20 protein-coding genes and 10 tRNA genes are annotated in these 20,684 nt (G+C 27.1%); 23 read left to right on the top strand and 7 right to left on the bottom strand.

Features of this window, described 5'->3' with window-relative positions:
- Positions 1–272: 272 nt before the first annotated feature.
- From BT993_RS05025 to BT993_RS05075, 11 genes are all read left to right on the top strand, one after another.
- Positions 273–1,241: a thiamine pyrophosphate-dependent dehydrogenase E1 component subunit alpha gene (locus BT993_RS05025; protein WP_072593523.1), complete on the top strand. Its 969-nt coding sequence runs from the start codon at positions 273–275 to the stop codon at positions 1,239–1,241.
- 20 nt (positions 1,242–1,261) lie between these two features.
- Positions 1,262–2,254 (top strand): alpha-ketoacid dehydrogenase subunit beta, encoded by a 993-nt coding sequence (locus BT993_RS05030; RefSeq protein WP_072593524.1) that lies wholly within the window; start codon positions 1,262–1,264, stop codon positions 2,252–2,254.
- Between the two features lie 10 nt (positions 2,255–2,264).
- Positions 2,265–3,332, top strand: coding sequence for a dihydrolipoamide acetyltransferase (locus BT993_RS05035; RefSeq protein WP_072593525.1), 1,068 nt, complete (start codon positions 2,265–2,267; stop codon positions 3,330–3,332).
- A gap of 11 nt (positions 3,333–3,343) precedes the next feature.
- Complete coding sequence (lpdA, locus tag BT993_RS05040) at positions 3,344–5,044, top strand: dihydrolipoyl dehydrogenase (protein WP_072593526.1); 1,701 nt, start codon at positions 3,344–3,346, stop codon at positions 5,042–5,044.
- 96 nt (positions 5,045–5,140) lie between these two features.
- Positions 5,141–6,553 carry a YadA C-terminal domain-containing protein gene (locus BT993_RS05045; RefSeq protein ID WP_072593527.1) on the top strand — a complete coding sequence of 471 codons (1,413 nt, stop codon included), beginning with the start codon at positions 5,141–5,143 and terminating at the stop codon, positions 6,551–6,553.
- A 30-nt stretch (positions 6,554–6,583) separates the two neighbouring features.
- Complete coding sequence (locus BT993_RS07505; RefSeq protein ID WP_072593528.1) at positions 6,584–7,330, top strand: hypothetical protein; 747 nt, start codon at positions 6,584–6,586, stop codon at positions 7,328–7,330.
- Positions 7,331–7,540: 210 nt separating this feature from the next.
- Positions 7,541–8,002 (top strand): YadA family autotransporter adhesin, encoded by a 462-nt coding sequence (locus tag BT993_RS07510; RefSeq protein WP_072593529.1) that lies wholly within the window; start codon positions 7,541–7,543, stop codon positions 8,000–8,002.
- A gap of 85 nt (positions 8,003–8,087) precedes the next feature.
- Positions 8,088–9,086 carry an adenosine deaminase gene (gene add / locus BT993_RS05060; protein ID WP_072593530.1) on the top strand — a complete coding sequence of 333 codons (999 nt, stop codon included), beginning with the start codon at positions 8,088–8,090 and terminating at the stop codon, positions 9,084–9,086.
- A gap of 160 nt (positions 9,087–9,246) precedes the next feature.
- Positions 9,247–10,236 carry a lipoate--protein ligase gene (gene lplA, locus BT993_RS05065; RefSeq protein WP_072593531.1) on the top strand — a complete coding sequence of 330 codons (990 nt, stop codon included), beginning with the start codon at positions 9,247–9,249 and terminating at the stop codon, positions 10,234–10,236.
- A gap of 8 nt (positions 10,237–10,244) precedes the next feature.
- Entirely contained in the window at positions 10,245–10,679 is a 435-nt protein-coding gene (locus BT993_RS05070) for a GAF domain-containing protein (protein ID WP_072593532.1), read from the top strand.
- 182 nt (positions 10,680–10,861) lie between these two features.
- Positions 10,862–10,938 (top strand) — tRNA-Met (locus tag BT993_RS05075).
- Between the two features lie 156 nt (positions 10,939–11,094).
- Here the strand turns inward: BT993_RS05075 and BT993_RS05080 are convergent.
- A complete protein-coding gene (locus tag BT993_RS05080) occupies positions 11,095–11,772 on the bottom strand; it encodes a winged helix-turn-helix domain-containing protein (RefSeq protein ID WP_083557398.1) in 678 nt (225 codons plus the stop codon).
- 160 nt (positions 11,773–11,932) lie between these two features.
- Between BT993_RS05080 and BT993_RS05085 the strand changes: the two genes are divergently transcribed.
- Positions 11,933–12,370, top strand: a complete 438-nt coding sequence (locus BT993_RS05085) for a GNAT family N-acetyltransferase (RefSeq protein WP_072593533.1) — start codon at positions 11,933–11,935, stop codon at positions 12,368–12,370.
- Between the two features lie 115 nt (positions 12,371–12,485).
- Positions 12,486–13,325 (top strand): glucosamine-6-phosphate deaminase, encoded by an 840-nt coding sequence (gene nagB / locus BT993_RS05090; RefSeq protein ID WP_072593534.1) that lies wholly within the window; start codon positions 12,486–12,488, stop codon positions 13,323–13,325.
- A 123-nt stretch (positions 13,326–13,448) separates the two neighbouring features.
- On the opposite strand, the gene BT993_RS05095 is transcribed toward nagB, so the two are convergent.
- Genes BT993_RS05095 through BT993_RS05115 form a run of 5 tightly spaced genes read right to left on the bottom strand, consistent with a single transcriptional unit; the run spans position 13,449 to position 18,099 of the window.
- Entirely contained in the window at positions 13,449–15,014 is a 1,566-nt protein-coding gene (locus BT993_RS05095) for an Rqc2 family fibronectin-binding protein (protein ID WP_072593535.1), read from the bottom strand.
- A gap of 3 nt (positions 15,015–15,017) precedes the next feature.
- Complete coding sequence (locus tag BT993_RS05100; protein WP_072593536.1) at positions 15,018–15,680, bottom strand: MarR family winged helix-turn-helix transcriptional regulator; 663 nt, start codon at positions 15,678–15,680, stop codon at positions 15,018–15,020.
- 9 nt (positions 15,681–15,689) lie between these two features.
- Entirely contained in the window at positions 15,690–16,325 is a 636-nt protein-coding gene (rpe, locus tag BT993_RS05105) for a ribulose-phosphate 3-epimerase (protein ID WP_072593537.1), read from the bottom strand.
- Position 16,326: 1 nt separating this feature from the next.
- Positions 16,327–17,226, bottom strand: a complete 900-nt coding sequence (rsgA, locus tag BT993_RS05110; RefSeq protein WP_072593538.1) for a ribosome small subunit-dependent GTPase A — start codon at positions 17,224–17,226, stop codon at positions 16,327–16,329.
- On the bottom strand, positions 17,227–18,099 hold the full coding sequence (locus BT993_RS05115) for a PASTA domain-containing protein (RefSeq protein WP_072593539.1): 873 nt from the start codon (positions 18,097–18,099) through the stop codon (positions 17,227–17,229).
- Positions 18,100–18,335: 236 nt separating this feature from the next.
- Here BT993_RS05115 and BT993_RS05120 point away from each other — a divergent pair.
- The 9 genes from BT993_RS05120 (at position 18,336) to BT993_RS05160 (ending at position 19,153) form a co-directional block, all read left to right on the top strand.
- Positions 18,336–18,421: transfer RNA gene (locus tag BT993_RS05120), tRNA-Leu, on the top strand.
- 18 nt (positions 18,422–18,439) lie between these two features.
- A tRNA-Met gene (locus BT993_RS05125) sits at positions 18,440–18,516 on the top strand.
- A 14-nt stretch (positions 18,517–18,530) separates the two neighbouring features.
- Positions 18,531–18,606 (top strand) — tRNA-Gly (locus tag BT993_RS05130).
- 3 nt (positions 18,607–18,609) lie between these two features.
- A tRNA-Lys gene (locus tag BT993_RS05135) sits at positions 18,610–18,685 on the top strand.
- A gap of 24 nt (positions 18,686–18,709) precedes the next feature.
- Positions 18,710–18,786, top strand: a tRNA-Arg gene (locus tag BT993_RS05140).
- 15 nt (positions 18,787–18,801) lie between these two features.
- A tRNA-Ile gene (locus tag BT993_RS05145) sits at positions 18,802–18,878 on the top strand.
- 8 nt (positions 18,879–18,886) lie between these two features.
- Positions 18,887–18,961: transfer RNA gene (locus BT993_RS05150), tRNA-Glu, on the top strand.
- A 25-nt stretch (positions 18,962–18,986) separates the two neighbouring features.
- Positions 18,987–19,073 (top strand) — tRNA-Ser (locus BT993_RS05155).
- A 4-nt stretch (positions 19,074–19,077) separates the two neighbouring features.
- Positions 19,078–19,153, top strand: a tRNA-Phe gene (locus BT993_RS05160).
- A 324-nt stretch (positions 19,154–19,477) separates the two neighbouring features.
- Here BT993_RS05160 and aphA read toward each other — a convergent pair.
- Positions 19,478–20,203, bottom strand: a complete 726-nt coding sequence (aphA, locus tag BT993_RS05165) for an acid phosphatase AphA (RefSeq protein ID WP_072593540.1) — start codon at positions 20,201–20,203, stop codon at positions 19,478–19,480.
- 145 nt (positions 20,204–20,348) lie between these two features.
- Between aphA and BT993_RS05170 the strand changes: the two genes are divergently transcribed.
- On the top strand, positions 20,349–20,594 hold the full coding sequence (locus BT993_RS05170; protein WP_072593541.1) for a two-partner secretion domain-containing protein: 246 nt from the start codon (positions 20,349–20,351) through the stop codon (positions 20,592–20,594).
- Positions 20,595–20,684: the final 90 nt, after the last annotated feature.

The following is a 20,684-nucleotide window of genomic DNA, read 5'->3' on the forward strand; positions in this document are numbered from 1 at the left end:
TGGAGTAGATTTAGGATTATTATATAAATTCGTGTAAAAATATAGATGATTTAAAGTTTAATAAAAAGATTTTAAATCATCTTTTTATTTTCAAAAATAATGGTTCATATTATGAAACGATGTGTTAATGTTGATATAATTTTGTATTAATTTTGCTTGAAATATTTGAAATTTTATAAAATTATTAGTTAATAAAATCACAATAATTGACTTTACCTTTTTTAGGTTTTACACTATTAGTGTATATATGAAATATAAGTTGGAGGTTTATAATGGAAAAATTAACAAAAGAACAATTGCTAGATATGTTTAAAAAGATGCAAGAAGCAAGAATTTTTGATCTTAAAGTAGCACAATTATTTAAAAAAGGTAAAGTACCTGGTATGACTCACTTCTCAGTAGGAGAAGAAGCTGCAAGTGTGGGAGCTATGGCAGCATTAAATGCAGACGATATTATTACATCAAATCATAGAGGACATGCTCAAGTTATAGCAAAAGGAATAGACTTAAATGCTATGATGGCAGAAATTTTAGGTAAATACACTGGAATCTGTAAAGGTAAAGGTGGATCAATGCACATTGCAGATGTTGATAGTGGAAATTTAGGAGCTAATGGAATAGTTGGTGGAGGACACGGTATATCTGTAGGAGCTGCATTAACTCAACAAATGAAAAAAACAGGGAAAATAGTTGTATGTTTCTTTGGAGATGGAGCAACTAATGAGGGGAGTTTTCATGAGGCATTAAATATGGCTTCAATTTGGAAATTACCTGTTATATTCTATAGTATAAATAATGGATATGGAATAAGTGCAGACATTAAAAAAATGACTAATATAGAACACATACATTTAAGAAGTGCATCATATGGAATACCAGGAATGTTTATTCCAGATGGGAATAATGTTTTAGATGTATATGAAGAATTTAAAAAAGCAGTTGATTATGTAAGAGGAGGAAATGGACCAGTTTTAATAGAATCTGTTACATATAGATGGCTAGGACATTCTTCTTCAGATCCAGGTAAATATAGAACTAAAGAAGAAGTTGAAACTTGGAAGAAAAAAGATCCAGTTGAAAATTTAAGAAAATATTTAATTGAAAATAAGATAGCAACAGAACAAGAATTATTAGATATAGATGCTTCAGTTAAAAAAGCAGTTGATGATGCAGTAGTATTTGCTGAAAACAGTCCATTACCGCCAATAGAATCAGCTTTTGAAGATATTTATGCAGACTAATTAAGGAGAGGATTTAAAATATGGAAACAAAATTAATGTCATTTAGAGATACAATAATTTTAGCAATGTCAGAAGAAATGAGAAGAGACCCAGATGTTTTACTTATGGGAGAAGATGTTGGAGTATTTGGTGGAGATTTTGGTACTTCAGTAGGTATGATAGAAGAATTTGGACCAGAAAGAGTTAGAGATTGCCCTATATCTGAAGCAGCTATAGCAGGTGCAGCATCAGGTGCAGCGATGACAGGATTAAGACCTATAGTTGATGTAACTTTCATGGATTTTGTTGTTATAGCAATGGATGCTATAGTTAACCAAGCTGCTAAAACAAGATATATGTTTGGAGGAAAAGGTAAAGTACCAGTAACATTTAGATGTGCTGCTGGAAATGGAGTAGGATCAGCTGCACAACATTCACAATCACTTGAAAGTTGGTTTACACATATTCCAGGATTAAAGATAGTTGCACCAGGAACACCTAGAGATATGAAAGGATTATTAAAAGCTTCAATTAGAGATAATAACCCTGTAATAATATTAGAATATAAGTCAGAGTTTAACCAAAAAGGAGAAGTACCTTTAGATCCTGAATTTGTAATTCCTTTAGGAGTTGGTGAAATTAAAAAAGAGGGAACAGATGTAACAGTTGTTACTTATGGAAAAATGTTATCAAGAGTTATGAAAGCTGCTGAAGATTTAGAAAAAGAAGGAATTTCAGTTGAAGTAGTAGACCCAAGAACATTAGTACCTTTAGATAAAGAAATAATATTAAATTCAGTTAAGAAAACAGGAAAAGTAGTTCTTGTAAATGATGCACATAAAACAAGTGGATTTATTGGAGAAATTTCAGCTATAATTTCTGAATCAGATGCTTTTGATTACTTAGATGCACCTATTAGAAGATGTGCTGGAGAAGATGTACCTATGCCATATGCACAAAACTTAGAATTTGCAATGATACCAACAGTAGATACAATAAAAGATGCAATACGTAAAACAGTAAATAAACAGTAGAGGTGGAAAAATGGAAAAAAAATTATTTAGAGCTACACCTGCTGCAAGAAAATTAGCATCACAACTTAATTTAGATTTATCAGCAATATCTGGTAGTGGTGCTTTTGGAAGAATACATAAGGAAGATGTGGCTTCATACAAAGCAGAGGCAAGTATTAAAATATCTCCTGTAGCAAGAAGAATTGCAGAAGATAATAGTATAAACTGGCAAGAACTTAAAGGAAGTGGAATAAGAGGTAAGATAATGAAGTCAGATATTTTAGCTTTACTATCTCCTGATAAAAAAGAAAGTTATGTTGCCCCTGCTAAAGAAAAAGAATATATAAATCAAGAAAAAACAAATGTAGAACAACAATTAGATGATAAGAAAGATAAATATGGTGAAATAGAAGTAATACCTATGACTGCAATGAGAAAAGTTATTGCTAAACGTATGGTTGAAAGTTATTTAACTGCACCAACATTTACATTAAATTATGATATAGATATGACAGAAGCACTTGCATTAAGAAAGAAAGTGTTAGAGCCGATTTTAGCACAAACTGGTAAGAAAGTAACTGTTACAGATATAATATCACTTGCAGTAATTAAAACTTTAATGAAACATAAATATTTAAATTCTTCATTAACTGAAGATGGACAAAAAATTATTGCACATAATTATGTAAATTTAGCAATGGCAGTAGGATTTGATGGAGGATTATTAACACCTGTTGTATATAATGCTGAAAAAATGAGTTTATCAGAATTAGTTGTTGCATTGAAAGATGTAACATCTCGTGCTCTTGAAATGAAACTTGCACCAAGTGAATTACAAGGTTCAACATTTACTATAAGTAATTTAGGAATGTTTGGAGTATCATCATTTGGTCCAATAATTAATCAACCTAATTCAGCAATACTAGGAGTAAGTGCTACAATAGAAAAACCAGTAGTAATTAATGGTGAAATTAAAGTTAGACCTATAATGTCTTTAGGATTAACTATAGATCATAGAGTTGTAGATGGTCTTGCTGGTGCTAAATTTATGAAGGATTTAAAAGAATTATTAGAAAATCCAATTACAATGTTAATATAAAGGAGAAAAAAATGGCGTTAGAAGTTATCATGCCCAAAGCTGGGATAGATATGACTGAGGGAGAAATTGTTAAATGGAATAAACAAGTTGGAGAATTTGTAAAACAAGGTGAAATTCTATTAGAAATAATGACAGATAAAACTAATATGGAACTTGAAGCAGAAGAAGATGGATATTTATTAGCTATATTAAGACAAGCTGGAGAAACTGTTGCAGTTACAGAAATTATAGGGTATTTAGGAGAACAAGGAGAAGGAGTCCCAACAGCAGGAAGTGCATCATCACCAGCAGAAGTAGTTGCAGAAGAAGCTGAAAAACCAGTAGCTAAAAAAGAAAATGGATATGATATAGTAGTAATAGGTGGAGGACCTGCTGGATATGTTGCTGCTATTAAAGCTAGCCAATTAGGAACAAAAGTAGCATTAGTTGAAAAATCAGAACTTGGAGGAACATGTTTAAATAGAGGATGTATTCCTACAAAAGCATATTTACATAATGCTGAAATAATTGAGGGGATTTCACATGCAGCAGCACGTGGAATTATGATAGAAAATCCTAAATTCACAGTAGATATGGAAAAAGTATTAGCTATGAAAGGTAAAGTTGTTAAAACTTTAGTTGGAGGAGTAGGAGCATTACTTAAGAGTAATGGAATAGAAGTATTTAAAGGTGTAGGTAAAATAACAAAAGATAAAAATGTTATGGTAGATGGAGTAAAAGAATTAGTTACAGATAAGATTATCTTAGCTGGAGGGTCAAAAGTTTCTAAGATTAATGTTCCTGGAATGGATTCAAAACTTGTTATGACAAGTGATGATATATTAGAAATGAAAGAAGTACCAAAAACTATGGCTGTAATAGGTGGAGGAGTTGTTGGAGTAGAGCTTGGACAAGCTTTTGCAACTTTTGGAACTAAAGTTACTATAATAGAAATGATGGATAGAATAGTACCAAGTATGGATGCTGAAGTATCTAATGCGTTAAGAACAGCATTAGAGAAAAAAGGTATTACAATTATGACTTCAACTAAATTACAAGAAATAGTAGAAACTGATGGTAAATTAACTGTTAAATTAGAAGGAAAACAAGACTTAGTAGTAGATAAAGCTTTATTATCTATAGGACGTGTGCCTGATTTAGAAGGATTAGGAGAAGTTGAATTTGAACTTGAAAGAGGAAAAATTAAAGTTGATGAATACATGGAAACATCTGTTAAAGGAATATATGCACCAGGTGATATAAATGGAACTAAGATGTTAGCACATGCTGCATTTAGAATGGGAGAAGTTGCAGCAGAGAACGCATTTAAAGGAAATCATCATGTAGCTAAGCTTGATTTAACACCAGCTGCTATATATACTTTACCAGAAGTTGCTGCTTGTGGATTAACAGAAGAGCAAGCAAGACAAAAATATGATGTTTCAGTAGGTAAATTTAGCTTTACTGCAAATGGTAGAGCAATTGCAAGTGATGAAAATTATGGATTTGTTAAAGTTATAGCTGATAAGAAATATGGCGAAATTTTAGGAGTTCATATAGTTGGACCAGCTGCAGCAGAATTGATTAACGAAGCATCTTCTATTATGGAAATGGAAATAACTGTAGAAGAAATGTTAAAAACTATACATGGTCACCCAACATATTCAGAAGTAATGTATGAAGCATTTGCTGATGTGTTAGGACTTGCAGTACACGCATTGAAAAAAAATTAATTATATAAATAGGCTGTTCTTAGAACAGCCTAAAATAATGAAAAAGATTCTTTTTAGACACTAGTATAATTTTTAAATAATTAAGAAAGTAGAAAAATGAAAAATATAGAAACAGAAAATAAGATGAAAAGTAAAATTAATAAAAGATTGATAATATTATTTTTAATATTAGGTGAGAGTATTTTGTGGGGTGCTGATAGTCCTAAGGCGATATCTCTTGTTAATAATGGTTCAACAGAAAGTGTAACTCCAACAAAAGATGTTACAATAGGTGGATTGAAATATGGAGATTTTGCAGGAAGTACTTCAAAAGATGTGGCTTCTATAGGTAAAAGTGGAGAAGAAAGACAATTACAAAATGTATCAGCAGGACAAATAGATAAAAACTCAACAAATGCAGTAAATGGGTCACAACTTTATGCAACTAATAATGTTTTATCAAATGTTGTAAGTTCAATAAAAGGTATTTTTGGTGGAAATGCAGATATAACTAAAGAGGGAGATGAAACTGGTAAACTTACAATGTCAAATATTGGTGGGACAGGGAAAAGTACTATTGATGATGCTATAAAAGCATCAAAAACAGAAATTAAATCAGAGACTACTTCAGCTATAAGTGTAATTCCAAAAGATGGTACAAATGGTAATAAAGAATATACATTAGATGTAAAAACAGATGGTAAAACAATAGTAAAAGATAGTGATGGAAAATTAAAAGTTAATGTAGGAACAATTACAACAGAAATACAAAATGGCAATAAAATATTAAAAGCTGATGATGAAACAAAAGTAGCAACTACAGGAGAAGTAGCAAAAGCAATAAATGGTTTAGCAAATAATACAATATCATTTGGAGGAGATAGTGGAAGTACATCTCCACAAAGTTTAAATAAATCAGGGGGATTAAATTTTAAAATTAAAGGTTCAAAATACATTACAACAAAAGCAAATGGAAGTGAAGTATTATTAGATTTAACAGATAAGGTAAAAAATGATATAGCTAAGGGAGTTATTGCAAATAGTGGAGTAGCAAATGCAGTAGCAATGTCAAACTTACCACAAATAAGTGGAAAAGGACATAATGTGTCAGGATCATATGGATATTTTAATGGAGAACATGCTTTTGCAATAGGACTATCAGGAACAAATGAAATTGGTAATTTAATATATAGGGCAAGTGGGTCATTAAATACAAGAGGACATGTAGCTTTAGGAGCAGGACTTGGTTATCAATTTGATAGTATGGTTTCAAGAAATAAGGAAATATTGAAGTTACAAAGAAATGGAAATATTAATTTACTTGATGAGAAAGTTTATGAACTTGAATTACAATTTAATGGAATTGAAAAAGAAAATATTTTATTAAAAGAAGAATTGAAAAATTTAAAATATACATTTTTTAATGAAATAGAAAAAGAAAATGTAGAATTAAAAAACAAAGTAAAAGATTTAAACGCTAAACTTTCTGAACTAGAAATATTAATAAAAAATAGTTTAAATATGAACTAAATTTAAGTAAAGTAATTGATAGGAAATAAAATGAGAAATATAGAAATATTAAATAGATTAAAATATAGGTCGTTGGTTACTAAAAGATTTATGTTATTATTTTTAATAGTAGGTGGAAACATCTTATTGGGTGCTTCAAAAAGTAAAAGTCCATCTGTTCAAGCACTTGTAAACGGAAGTGAAACAGAAGATGCTAAACCAACAAAAGAAGTTGAAATAGGTGGATTAAAATATGGTAATTTTGCAGGAAGTGATTCAAAAAATGTAGCATCAATAGGTGGTAAAGGGAGTGAAAGACAACTACAAAATGTTTCAGCAGGACAAATAACTAAAGATTCAACAAATGCAATAAATGGTTCTCAGCTTTATGAAACTAATAAAGTTTTGTCAACTTTTGCAAATTCGGTTAAAACAATATTTGGTGGAGAGGCAAAAATATCTCAAGATGGAAAACTTAGTATGTCAAATATTGGAGGAACAGATAAAAATACTATTGATGAAGCAATAAAACCATCAAAGACAGAAATTAAAACAGAGAATAATTCATCTATAAGTATAACTTCAAATAAAGGCAAAGATGGAAATAATGAATATAAATTAGATGTAAAAACTGATAATAAAACAATATTAAAAGATAGTAGTGGAAATTTAAAGGTTAATGTAGGTAAAGTTGAAACGAAAAATAATAATGGTAAAATGGAAGCTACAGTAAATGATGGAGATAAAGATAAAATAGCAACTACAGGTGATGTAGTAAAGGCAATAAATTCCTTATGAAATAATACAATATCATTTGGTGGAGATAGTGGAGAAACAATAAAACAATCTTTAAATAAAGATGGAGGACTTAAATTTAATATTAAAGGTTCAAAATACATTACAACAAAAGCAAATGGAAGTGATGTATTATTAGATTTAACAGATAAGGCAAAAAGTGATATAGCTAAGGGAGTTATTGCAAATAGTGGAGTAGCAAATGCAGTAGCAATGTCAAACTTACCACAAATAAGTGGGAAAGGACATAATGTGTCAGGATCATATGGATATTTTAATGGAGAACATGCCTTTGCAATAGGACTATCAGGAACAAATGAAATTGGTAATCTAATATATAGGGCAAGTGGGTCATTAAATACAAGAGGACATGTAGCTTTAGGAGCAGGACTTGGTTATCAATTTGATAGTATGGTTTCAATAAATAAGGAAATATTAAAGTTACAAAGAAATGGAAATATTAGTTTGCTTGATGAGAAAGTTTATGAACTTGAATTGCAATTTAATGGAATTAAAAAAGAAAATACTTTATTAAAAGAAGAATTAAAAGATTTAAAAAATAATATTTTTAATGGTATGAAAAAAGAAAATATAGAGTTAAAAAATAAGGTAAAAGAACTAAATGATAAACTTTATGAATTAGAGTTATTAATAAAAAAGTATTTAAAATATTAAATAAGTGAGATATGCTTTTAATTGTTTTTTTATACTTTATATGATATACTATTGTGAAATCCAATAACAATTATAAGGAGGATTAATGAAAAGAGAAGTAGTTAAAAAATTACCTAAAGTTGAATTACATTGTCATTTAGATGGCTCTATACCTATAGAAACATTATATAAATTAGCAATAAAAGAGGGAATAGAAGCAAAAGAAATGAATAAGGTTTTTGCTCCTAAAAAATGTACAGATTTAAAGAGTTATTTAAATTGTTTTGATGTAGTATTAGAAGTTTTACAAACTAAAGAAAATTTAGCAGAAGCAGCATATTCAGTAGTTAAAGAAGTTTATAAAGAAAATGTTAAATATATAGAAATAAGGTTTGCTCCTTTACTTCATACAAGAAAAGGACTTAGTATAAAAGAGGTAGTTTTAGCAGTAAGTGAGGGTATAAAAAAAGCACAATTAGAAGTAGATGTTAAGGTAAATATTTTAATTTGTGCTCTTAGACATCATAAAACTGAGGCAAATAATAGATTATTGGAAGAAGTAGAAAAATTAAATATTATAGCTGGATTTGATTTTGCAGGTGATGAAAAAAATTATTCAAATTCTGTGATAAAGGAAACGGCATTAAAAGTAAAAGAGAAAAATTTAAAATTAACATTACATTCAGGAGAATGTGGTTGTGCCCAAAGTGTAGTTGAAGCTATACATCTTGGTGCAACTAGAATAGGACATGGTGTTGCTATAAAAGATGATACTGAAATTATGAAATATATAGCAAATTCAGATGTTTTATTAGAAATTTGTCCAACTAGTAATGTACAAACTGATGCAGTTAAAAGTATAGAGGAATATCCATTTAGAATATTAATGGAAAATGGAGTTAAATGTTGTGTTAATACTGATAATAGAACTGTTTCAAATACTACATTAACTGATGAATATATGTTACTTAATGAATATTTTGGACTTACCTATGAGGAAATGGAAAAATTAAATATTAATGCAATTAAGTTTTCTTTTGCAGATGAGGAAATAAAAGAAAATGTATTAGAAAATATAATTGAAGCTTATAAAAATTATTTATAATTTAAATATAAGATTTTAGATAGTAAAGTACATTTTAATTTTTAATATAATCAAGGATTGATTTCTGTATTTCAGTGGTTAATCCTTTTAATTTTTTAGCTTAAAATTATTGAAAAAAGTTTATTCATGAGATATAATTAAAAAAAAGAAGGAGGTAATTATGAAATATATTATTAATGAAAGTAATGATACAGCATACAACATAGCTTTAGAGGAATATGCTTTTAAAAAATTGTTAGATGAAGACATGATATTTCTTTTATGGATAAACAAACCATCAATTATAGTTGGTAGACATCAAAATACAATAGAAGAAATAAACAAGGAATATGTAAGAGAAAATAATATAGAGGTAGTAAGAAGAATAAGTGGTGGTGGAGCAGTTTATCATGACTACAATAATTTAAACTATACTATAATATCTAGGGAAAGTGAAAATAGAGCATTTGATTTCAAAAGTTTTTCTATACCAGTAATTAAAACATTAGAAAGTTTAGGTGTAAAAGCTGAATTTACTGGAAGAAATGACTTAGAAATAGATGGTAAAAAAATATGTGGTAATGCACAAGCATATATAAATGGTAGAATTATGCACCATGGATGCCTATTATTTGATGTAGATTTATCAGTACTTTCTAAAGCACTTAAAGTTTCTAAAGATAAAATAGAATCAAAAGGTGTAAAATCTGTAAGAGCTAGAGTAACAAATATAGTTAATGAATTACCTGAAAAAATAGATGTAAAAGAATTTAGGGATTTACTTTTAGATTATATGAAAAAAGAATATCCTCAAATGACAGAATATGTATTTAATGAAGAAGAAATTGCAGAAATAAATAAAGTTAAAGAAGAAAAATTTGGAAATTGGGATTGGAATTATGGAAAATCTCCAGAATACAATTTAACAAGAACTATGAAATTTGAAAAAGGAAAAATAGAAGTATTTGTTAATGTAATAGATTCAAAAATTGAAAACATTAAAATATATGGAGATTTCTTTGGGATTGAAGATGTATCAGCAGTTGAAGAACTATTAAAAGGTTCAAAATATGAACAAAAAGAAATATTAGAAAGATTAAATTCTATAAATATTTCAAGATATTTTGCTGGAATTTCTGCTGAAGAAGTAATGAAAACTATAGTAGAGTAGGTGAAAAAATGAATTATAGTTCATTATATAAAGAGTTAGAAGCGATAATTTCAGATGAAGAATTTCAAATATCAAGAATGGCAAATATGTCAGCTTTTATTATGCAATCACTGCCAGATTTAAATTGGGTAGGTTTCTATATAGTACATGAAAATGTATTAAAGGTTGGACCTTTTCAAGGTAAACCAGCATGTTCAGATATACCTAAAGGTAAAGGAGTATGTGGATATGCTTGGGAAAATGAAAAAACTGTTGTAGTAGAAGATGTTCATAAATTTCAAGGTCATATTGCCTGCGATATAGCATCTAATTCAGAGATAGTTATACCAATATTTGATAAAAATGGGACTATGGTAGCAGAACTTGATATAGATTCACCTAAATTTAATAGATTTTCTAAAGAAGATGTAGAATTTTTGGAAAAATGTGTAAAATTAATATAAAGTAATGGTTTTAAAAAGAAAAAATGGGAATTTCTGAAATTTATGGAAATTCTCTTTTTATTCTATAGGAAACTAAAAAATAATGAGATGCAAAAAAATGAAATAACAGACCTAAAAATAATTAAAAGTATTTGACAAAATAAAATAATTATAGTATAATTACAAATGTCATCAGAACATATGCCTAGGTAGCTCAGTTGGCTAGAGCATGCGGTTCATACCCGCAGGGTCGAAGGTTCGAATCCTTTCTTAGGCACCAATTTTAGAGAATATAGCATTATAAATATAACTGTAGGGAACTACAGTTTTTTATTTTACAGAAAATTAAGAATAAGGATATAACAAAATTTTGAAAATATAAAGTATATAGAAAAAGGTGATTTAAGAACGTTTAAATTCTTAATCACCTTTTATTTTAGTCTTTAATTATATATCCAATATTTCTAATAGTTTTAATTATTTTTGTTGGGAATCCGTATTCTATTTTTCTTCTTAAGAAAGTAATGTATACATCACCTATATTTTTATTATCTTGTATTTCTTTACCCCATACTTTTTCTGATATTGTTTCTCTTGTAACAACTTTATTTTTATTTTTTACTAGTAATTCTAGCAATTTATATTCTTTGTTAGTTAATGAAACTTCTACATCCCCTCTTTTTGCTTCTCTTGTGTAAGGGTTTAGAGTTAAATCTTTTACTTTTAATATTGAATTAGATGTAAAAGTATTTTTTCTTGTTAATAGATATAATATTGCATTAATTTTTGCTAAGAAAGCTTCTTTAGTAATTCCGTCATAAACATAATCATTTAATCCGAATGCTAGAGCTTCCTCTATAATAAAGTTGTTTGTAGGGTTAGTTATAGCAATATAGATAATTTTATCCATTTTATCTACTTTGTATTGGAATAATTTTTTATAGTTTAAAATATTTGTAGTATCAAATATTAAAACATCTACTGCTCCCTCTTCTAAACTTTTAACTACGAATTCTTCATCGGTTGTAAAATTAACTGTAGCATCTAATAATTTTAACATGTCTTCATATTTTTTTTCTGAATTTAAATCCCAACTGTAAAATAATATATTCATAAAGTCACTCTCCTTACTTTTTTTTAATTATAACATAAAATAAATAAAAAAACAACTAATTTTAGTTAATATATTTTTAATATATAAAAATATTTGATTATTTCATCTATCTATTTTAAAAAATATATGATATATTTAACTAAAGGGAGAAAGGAAAAATATGGAAATTAGAAAAATTAAAAAGGAAGATAAAGACGTATATTTAAAATTAACAAAACAATTTTATTCAAGTGATGCAGTATTACATAGTGTAGATGAAAATAATTTTTTGAATACATTTAATGAATTAATTAGTAGTGATACATATACTGAATGTTTTATTCTTGAGGAAGATTTAAAAATAATTGGATATTGCTTAATTTCTAAGACATATTCTCAAGAAGTTGGAGGAATGGTCTTATTAATAGAAGAAATATTAATACTTGAAAATTATAGAAATAAAGGTATAGGAAAAAAAGTATTTAATTTTTTATTTGAAAAATATAAAGGGTATAAAAGATATAGATTAGAAGTTGATAATTGTAATATCATGGCACAGGAATTATATAGAAAAATTGGATTTTTTGAATTAAAATATATTCAAATGGTAATAGAATAATTTTTGATTTTTTGTGAAATATGAAAAAAAATTACAAAAAAATAAGAAATCTTGACATGAAATATTAAAAAAAGTATAATAAAAATATATTTATATAAAATAAAAGGAGATGTACATGAGATTACTTATTGTAAAAACTGCAAAAGATGTTGGTAAATGGAGTGCATATCATATTGCACAAGAAATTTTAAAGTTTAATCCTACGAAAGATAAACCATTTGTATTAGGATTACCTACAGGCTCAACACCACTAGAAACATATAAGAATTTAATTGAATTAAATAAAAAAGGAATTATTTCTTTTGAAAATATAATTACTTTTAATATGGATGAATATGTAGGACTTGCCCCTAATCATGATCAAAGTTATCATTATTTTATGTATAAAAACTTTTTTGATCATATAGATATTAAAAAAGAAAATATTAATATTTTAAATGGACTTGCAGAAGATTTACAAGCTGAATGCCAAAGATATGAAAATAAGATAAAATCAGTAGGTGGGATACACTTATTCTTAGGTGGAGTAGGAGAAGATGGACATATTGCATTTAATGAACCAGGTTCGTCTTTATCTTCAAGAACTAGGGATAAGGAATTAACACAAGATACTATAGTTGTAAATTCAAGATTTTTTGATAATGATATAAATAAAGTTCCTAAACTTGCATTAACAGTAGGAGTAGGAACAATAACAGATTCTAAAGAAGTTTTGATTATGGCTACAGGACATAAAAAAGCATATGCTATACATAAAGGAATAGAAGAGGGTGTAAATCATTTATGGACTATTTCAGCATTACAATTACATAGAAAAGCTATTATAGTAATAGATGAAGATGCAGCTTTAGAATTAAGAGTAAAAACATATAGATACTTTAAAGATATAGAAGCAGAAAATCTTGATTTTGAAAAAATGGAAAAAGAATTATTAAATTTAAAGAAATCTATTTAGAAATAGATGGTGTAGATAATAAAAAAGCCTACTTGAAAATGAGCTGATTTAGCTGATTTCAAAAAGTAGGCTTTTTTGTACTAATAATATATTATAAAAATAATTATAATAAAGTTATAAACTTTAAAAATTTCCTTTTATATCTAAACTATTGAAATTATTAAATGTTACATTACCAAATTTATTTATTCTTTTAACATTAGCTCTTTCTGTATAGTCTACAGTTTTATTTCCATTACCTTTAGAATTTATTGCAGCAAGTTTTGCTGATTCTAAAAGAACTTTTTCAGGAACTTTTTTCTTGTTTGTTACAATAATTACATGTGAACCAGGAATTCCCCTTGCATGTAACCATATATCATGATTTTTTGCTTTTTCAAAAGTAATTAAATTATTTTCACTATGATTTCTTCCGACAAATATTTCAAAATCATCAACTATATATTTAAGTAATTCTCTTTTTTTCTCTTTTTTATTTTTCTTATTTTTTTCCTTATATATACCAAGTTCTTTTTCAATTTCAATTAAACCTAAAAAATCATTTTCTCTTTGAGTAAAATCAAGTACAGATTCAAGATATTCTTGTTCTTGCTTTATTAAAATTAATCTATCATTTGCAATTTGGATAGATTTTTTACATTTTCTATATTTATTATAATAAATATTAAGATTTTCTGATGGACTCTTATTAGGATTTAAAATAATAGTTACATTACTATTATTTATATAATCATAAACTTCTATTTTATCCATTCTAGGTTTTACAAGATAAAGATAACTAGTTAATAAATCCCCTATATGCTTATACTCTTCATAGTTTTTATCTCTTTCAATATTATCTTTAATGTTTACAAGAATTTTATTATTTTTCTTTATTTTATTATTTATATACTTTTCTATATTAGATTTCTTATTCCTAATAAGTGAAGTATTTATAAATGTTGTAAAATATTCATTTAGTGCTTTATTTAATGTAGGGTATATATTCTCTTCATAATTTTCAAATTTTTTAAATTTGTTGTAAGTAATATAGTAATTTTCTTTGCTTGTAAATATATATGGCACATAGTTATTTACATATTCTTTTCTTAAAGATATATTTTCAAAAGTATCATTTGCAAAAATTTTACCTATACCAGATACATCTTTTATCATTTCATCAGAGGATTCATATATTTTTTCTAAATCTAATTCTTTTTTATCATTAGTAAAATATTCATATTTAGAATTTATAGAATAAAATCTTTTATTTTCTATATTTGTATTATTATTTAATATATTAATAATATTTTCTTCATGATTTAATAAGAATATATTTGAATGTCTACCCATCATTTCAAATACTATGTATGTAGTATCTAAATTTCCTAGTATATTTACTCTTTTAAATTCTAATTTTATTATTCTGTCGTTATTAAGTAAAGAAATATTTGTTAATTCAGCATGATCTAAATATTTTTTTAAAGATAGAAGAAAAGAAGCTGAAAAATTTATGCTATCTTCCTTTTTTTCTTTTATATATATTATTGATTCATTATCTTTTATTTGAAAAAATAGTTGTTTTTTAGAAAAAAATAACGAAAAAGAATTATTATCGTATTGGACTATTTTATTTATTTTAAAATTAATTAGTTCTTCTTTTAGTTCATTTACTAAGAACTTTATTCCAACTGTATCTAAATATATCACAGTTTAACTCTCCTTTTTTAAAGCGAATACATATAAAGCGTGTTCTTTTGAAATTAGTTTTTCATTATCATGAATTTTTATTCTTATAGAATCTTTGTGTATATCTAAGATTTCTATAAAAGTTTTAAGTTGTATTCCCATTTCAGATAGAGCAAGTCTAATTATACTATTACCTTTTACTTCACTAACTTCAATTTTATCTCCAACTCTAAAATGTGTTAAAACTTCAGGTTCAAGATTAAGTTTTAATGATTTAAGATTATTAAGTAATTCTTCAAAAGTTTCAAGAAATACATTTAATTTATCTTCAGGGATATTTTTAGTTACTTTCTCTAAAGTAGTAGTGTGAAAATTACCATGATAGTTATATGCTATTTGTCCTTTTTTATTTAAGCTTACATAAACTTTTCTTTTATCTACTTTTGATCTAATTCTATTTATGAATTTTTTTTCTTCAAGCTTATTAATAGCTATAGATGTTGTACCCATAGTAATTCCAAGTCTTGTTGAAAGTTCTTTCATAGTTATTTTTTCAAGACCTATACATTCAATAATATGTAATTCTGTAGTTGTAAGACATTTAATTGCTAGGCTTAAATTTATTTCTTCCATTTTGTAATAAGTTTTATAGAAATCATCTATTAAAATTTCCATTTTATTATACATATTTACCCCCTATAATAACGAATTTACTTTTTTATCATAATCACCTGAAAATACATAAGAACCAGCTACTAATATATTAGCACCAGCCTCTTTTACAAGTATACTAGTTTTATCATTTATTCCTCCATCTACTTGTATATCTATATGAGGGAATTTTTCTCTAATTCTTTTAATTTTTTGGCACATAGCATTAATAAATTTTTGACCACCAAATCCTGGATTAACAGTCATAACTAATATTAAATCTAATTCTTCAATAACATTATCTAAAAAATCTATATCTGTAGCTGGATTAATAGAAACTCCAGCTTTTACACCATAAGATTTTATTAATTGAAGAGCTCTATGTAAATGTTTAGTTGCTTCAACATGAATAGTAATACTGTTTACTCCAGCTTTTGCAACAGATTCAATGTACCATTCTGGTTTTTCTACCATTAAATGTGCATCGAAATATAGGTTTGAATAAGGTCTTATTGCTTTGATAATATCAGCACCAAAACTGATATTTGGAACAAAATTTCCATCCATAATATCTAAATGTAACCATTTAGCTTTTGTTTCACCTATTTTTATTACTTCTTCTTTTAAATTAGCAAAATCTGCTGCTAGTAATGATGGTGCAATAATAATTTCTTTATTCATATTATTTTTCTCCTTTTTGCATATTTTGATATATAAGTTTATAGAAATCGTATCTTAATTTATTTAATTTTTCTTTCACGTTACAATTTGGTTCATGTATATGAATACAGTTTGAAAATTTACATTCAGAGCTTAACTCATTTATTTCTGGGAAATACTCTTTAATATCTAATAAATTTTTAAAATTAGGAAATTCTATACTTGAAAATCCAGGTGTATCTATAATGAAACCATTATTATATGGGAAAAATCTTGTGTCAACTGTAGTATTTTTACCCTTTTTAGTTTTTTGACTAATATCTCCTGTAATTAATATTTCCTGATTAAGTATATTGTTGATTAATGTTGATTTTCCAACACCACTTGGACCAGTTATTATTACATTTTTATTAGAAATATATTTTTTAAACTCAGAAAATTCATTATTAAAAATAGAATTATCATGAGAAATAAAGAAATATTTTAAATAAGGGAAATTTTCTTTTAAAATATTATCAATTTCTTTTTTTTCATTTTCAGACATTAAATCAAATTTTGTAATTAATAATAAAGGGACTAAATTATTTTTATGTATATTTAATAATAGTTTCTGAAATTGAATAATATCAAAATCAGGGTCTTTTGCTGAAAAGGTAATAGCTAAATTATCGATATTAGAAATCAAAGGTCTTTTTAAAAAATTATTTCTTTCTAATATTTCAACGATAATATCAAGATCTGTGTCTACAAGTACATTATCCCCTATAATACAATTATCTTTTTTATTTTTAATTTTTAAGTTACCACGTAATTTACATTTTATTAACTTATTTTCAAAATCTTCGATATTTTTAAATGTATAATTAGTGTATATAAAATAGAAACCTTGAATTTTACGTATTACTTTTCCCTCTATTATCATTTATTCCCTTTCTGACTTATTTTCTTTATTAGCCTCTTTTTTCTCTACTTCTTTTAAAGTTTGATTTAAAATTTCTTCTATATTATTATCTAGTTTCTTTGATTCTACTTTTTGTTCTAAAACTTCGGTAATACTTTTATCGACTTCTACACCAGTATTTAAAACAATACTTATTTTAGTATCTTTTTCTATGTTTTCACCCGGTAAAGGATTAGTAGTTATTATAACATTTTGAGCAAATGCTGGATCGTTTGCTTCTGTAACGAAAGCTATATTTTGACCAATTTCTGCTAAAACACTTGCTGCATCGTTTTTATCAAGTCCTATTAAATTAGGCATAACCTTACTTTCTATCAATGACTTAGATGAAACAAGTAATGAAATTTTTTGATTAGTTCCAATTTTACTTCCTACTTTAGGATATACTGATAAAACTATTTCTTCTTCTAATTCCTCTATAGGCATATAGTCAATTCTAACTACCTGTATATTAAATTCTTCTAATATTCTTCTTGCTTCTATTAATGTTTTACCAGTTAAATCAGGAATTTCAACACTATTAATTTTATTTACCCATATATTTACAGTTCTATTTACTTTAACTACAGATTCTGGTTTAGGATCTTGAATAAATACATAATCTTCAGGAACTTCAGATGATTTATACTCTATTATAGAGTATTTTAAATTAAAATCATTAAGTAATTTTTTTGCATCATCTATATGTAATGATGTAACTTTAGGAACTATAGTTTCTCTTTTATTAAAAAATGAATTTAAAAAGGCAGAACGCCCTAAAGTTAATATTATTAATATTGATAGAATAATAATTGAAATTTTTATAACCTTATTATATATACTTTTATTAAACATTTTACCTCCTAAATTATACTAATATATATATTATACAATTTTTTTAGAACTAAAACAAGCAAAAGAAAATAAGAAAAAAGTAAAAAATAACAAAAAAGTATTGACATTTTTTTTAAAATAATATAAAATAAGAAATGTCCTAAGGGGATATTATAATTAAAAATAAGAATAATTTAAAAAAATTCTTGACAAAAATATCTAAATAATATATAATAATTTTTGTCAATGAAAGTTTAGCCTTGGTGGTGAAATGGTAGACACACAGGACTTAAAATCCTGTGGGAGCAGTCCCGTGCCGGTTCGAGTCCGGCCCGAGGCACCATTTACATCAAATTATTATCGCGGAGTAGAGCAGCCTGGTAGCTCGTCGGGCTCATAACCCGAAGGTCGTTGGTTCAAATCCAGCCTCCGCAACCAAAAAAACCAATTGTGCGGGAGTAACTCAGTTGGTAGAGTGTCAGCCTTCCAAGCTGAATGTCGCGAGTTCGACCCTCGTCTCCCGCTCCATGTGAGTCATTAGCTCAGTCGGTAGAGCACTTGACTTTTAATCAAGGTGTCACTGGTTCGATTCCAGTATGACTCACCATTTTAAAAATAACTATGGTTTTATGTGCCTGTAGCTCAGTAGGATAGAGCAACAGCCTTCTAAGCTGTGGGCCAGGAGTTCGAATCTCTTCAGGCACGCCATAATTTTAACCATAAGGATCCATAGCTCAGTTGGTTAGAGCACGCGGCTCATAACCGCGTGGTCGCTGGTTCAAGTCCAGCTGGATCCACCAGTTATTTTGGGCCCTTCGTCTAGTGGTCAGGACATTAGGTTTTCATCCTAAAAACAGGAGTTCGATTCTCCTAGGGCCTACCATTTTTTTTTGAAAATAAATTCATTTGGGTGGATGTCCGAATGGCTAAGGGACCGGTCTTGAAAACCGGCGAAAGCGCAAGCTGTCAGAGTTCGAATCTCTGTCCACCCGCCACTATGCCCAGATAGCTCAGTCGGTAGAGCAAGGGACTGAAAATCCCTGTGTCCGTGGTTCGATTCCGCGTTTGGGCACCATGATTTTTTAACTAAAAGAGAAAATTTGTTATTAATCTACAACACAGTATTTATGCTAGGTTGTAGATTTTTTCTTTATTTATACATATTTTGCATTTTCTAAATATTTCCTACTTTTTCCAACCTATTCCAATTTGTTGGCTACAAATTGGCTACACTAATATTTTAATTGATTTATTGCATCTCTTAAATATAGATAAAATTTAAATATTTAATTTAGAAAAATAAATGTAGTTTAATTAAAACATTTAGAATAAATAAAAACAAAAAACCAGAGACAAATGCCTCTGGTAAAAAGTAAAACTTTTTTGTACTATCTCAATTCTACCATGCAGAATTAATTAAAACTTCTTCTCCATATCCACCATTTAATTTTTGTGGGTTAGTAGAATTATAAGCTCTTTGAACTCTTATTCCACGAATATTTAATTCTCTAGCTGCTAAAATATCATCATCACTATCTCCATAATGAATAGAAACATTATGTTTTTTTATGTAAAATGATTTATCATACTTATATCCATCAACTTGTTTTTCACCAGCATATTCTATATATACTTCATAAGGTAAGTTGAAAAATCTTTTTAGTGTTTTAGAAGTTTTAGTTGAACTATAATTTTTATCTTTAGAATGCTTAGTTCTTCCAGTTATAAAAAATATTCTATCTCCTCTTTTTAAGTGCATATCTATAAGTTTTTGAGCTGAAATTTTAGGAATAGAATGTTCATCTCCCATTTCTGCTAAATAATCCCAATATTTTTGATTATCAAGATAACTATTTCTTCCTCTAGGGTGATTAGGTATTTGGAAATAATCTATACCATATCTAAAATATCCACTTGAATGTAATAATGTATCATCTATATCAAAACTTACATTTATAGGACCTTGTCCTTCTAAACTTTTCTCAATTTGTTCTACTGATACAAAATGTACAGCTTTTTGAACATTTTCAGTAGTATAAAACCCTTCATGAGTGTATGGAACTTTAGGACCTGCTGCAAAAGTAGTTATACTCATTAGTGCAGTTAATAATAATAGTTTTTTCATTTTCTTTCACTTCCTTTAGTTAGTAATGTGTAAATATTATACCTTAAAAATACAAAAAATCAATGTAAAAATAAATATATATTAATTGACTTAAGGAATCTATTTATGATATCATTAAACAACAAGTTAAAAAGGAATGGTATTTATGAAGAAATTTATTGGTATAGTTTTAATGGTTAGCCTTTTTTTGTTTGCAAGAATTAAGGGTGTAGTAATAAATAATGGAAATATAAGAGAAGAGAGAACAAGACTTGCACTGTTAAATGTAACAGGGATAAATGAAAGTAAATTAAGTGGAATGCTTGAGACATTAAGTAAAGATAAACTTGATGTAATACTTTCAAATCCTAATGGAATTACATTAAATGGTGCAAGTTTTTTAAATATATAGTAGCAAGTTATGTATTGGAAAATAAGGGAGTAAAGTTGAAAAAAGAGGTAAAATTATGAAAACAATAGAAGAATTTTTAAAAAGTAGAGA

The organism is Streptobacillus ratti (assembly GCF_001891165.1).
Classification (GTDB): Bacteria; Fusobacteriota; Fusobacteriia; order Fusobacteriales; family Leptotrichiaceae; genus Streptobacillus; species Streptobacillus ratti.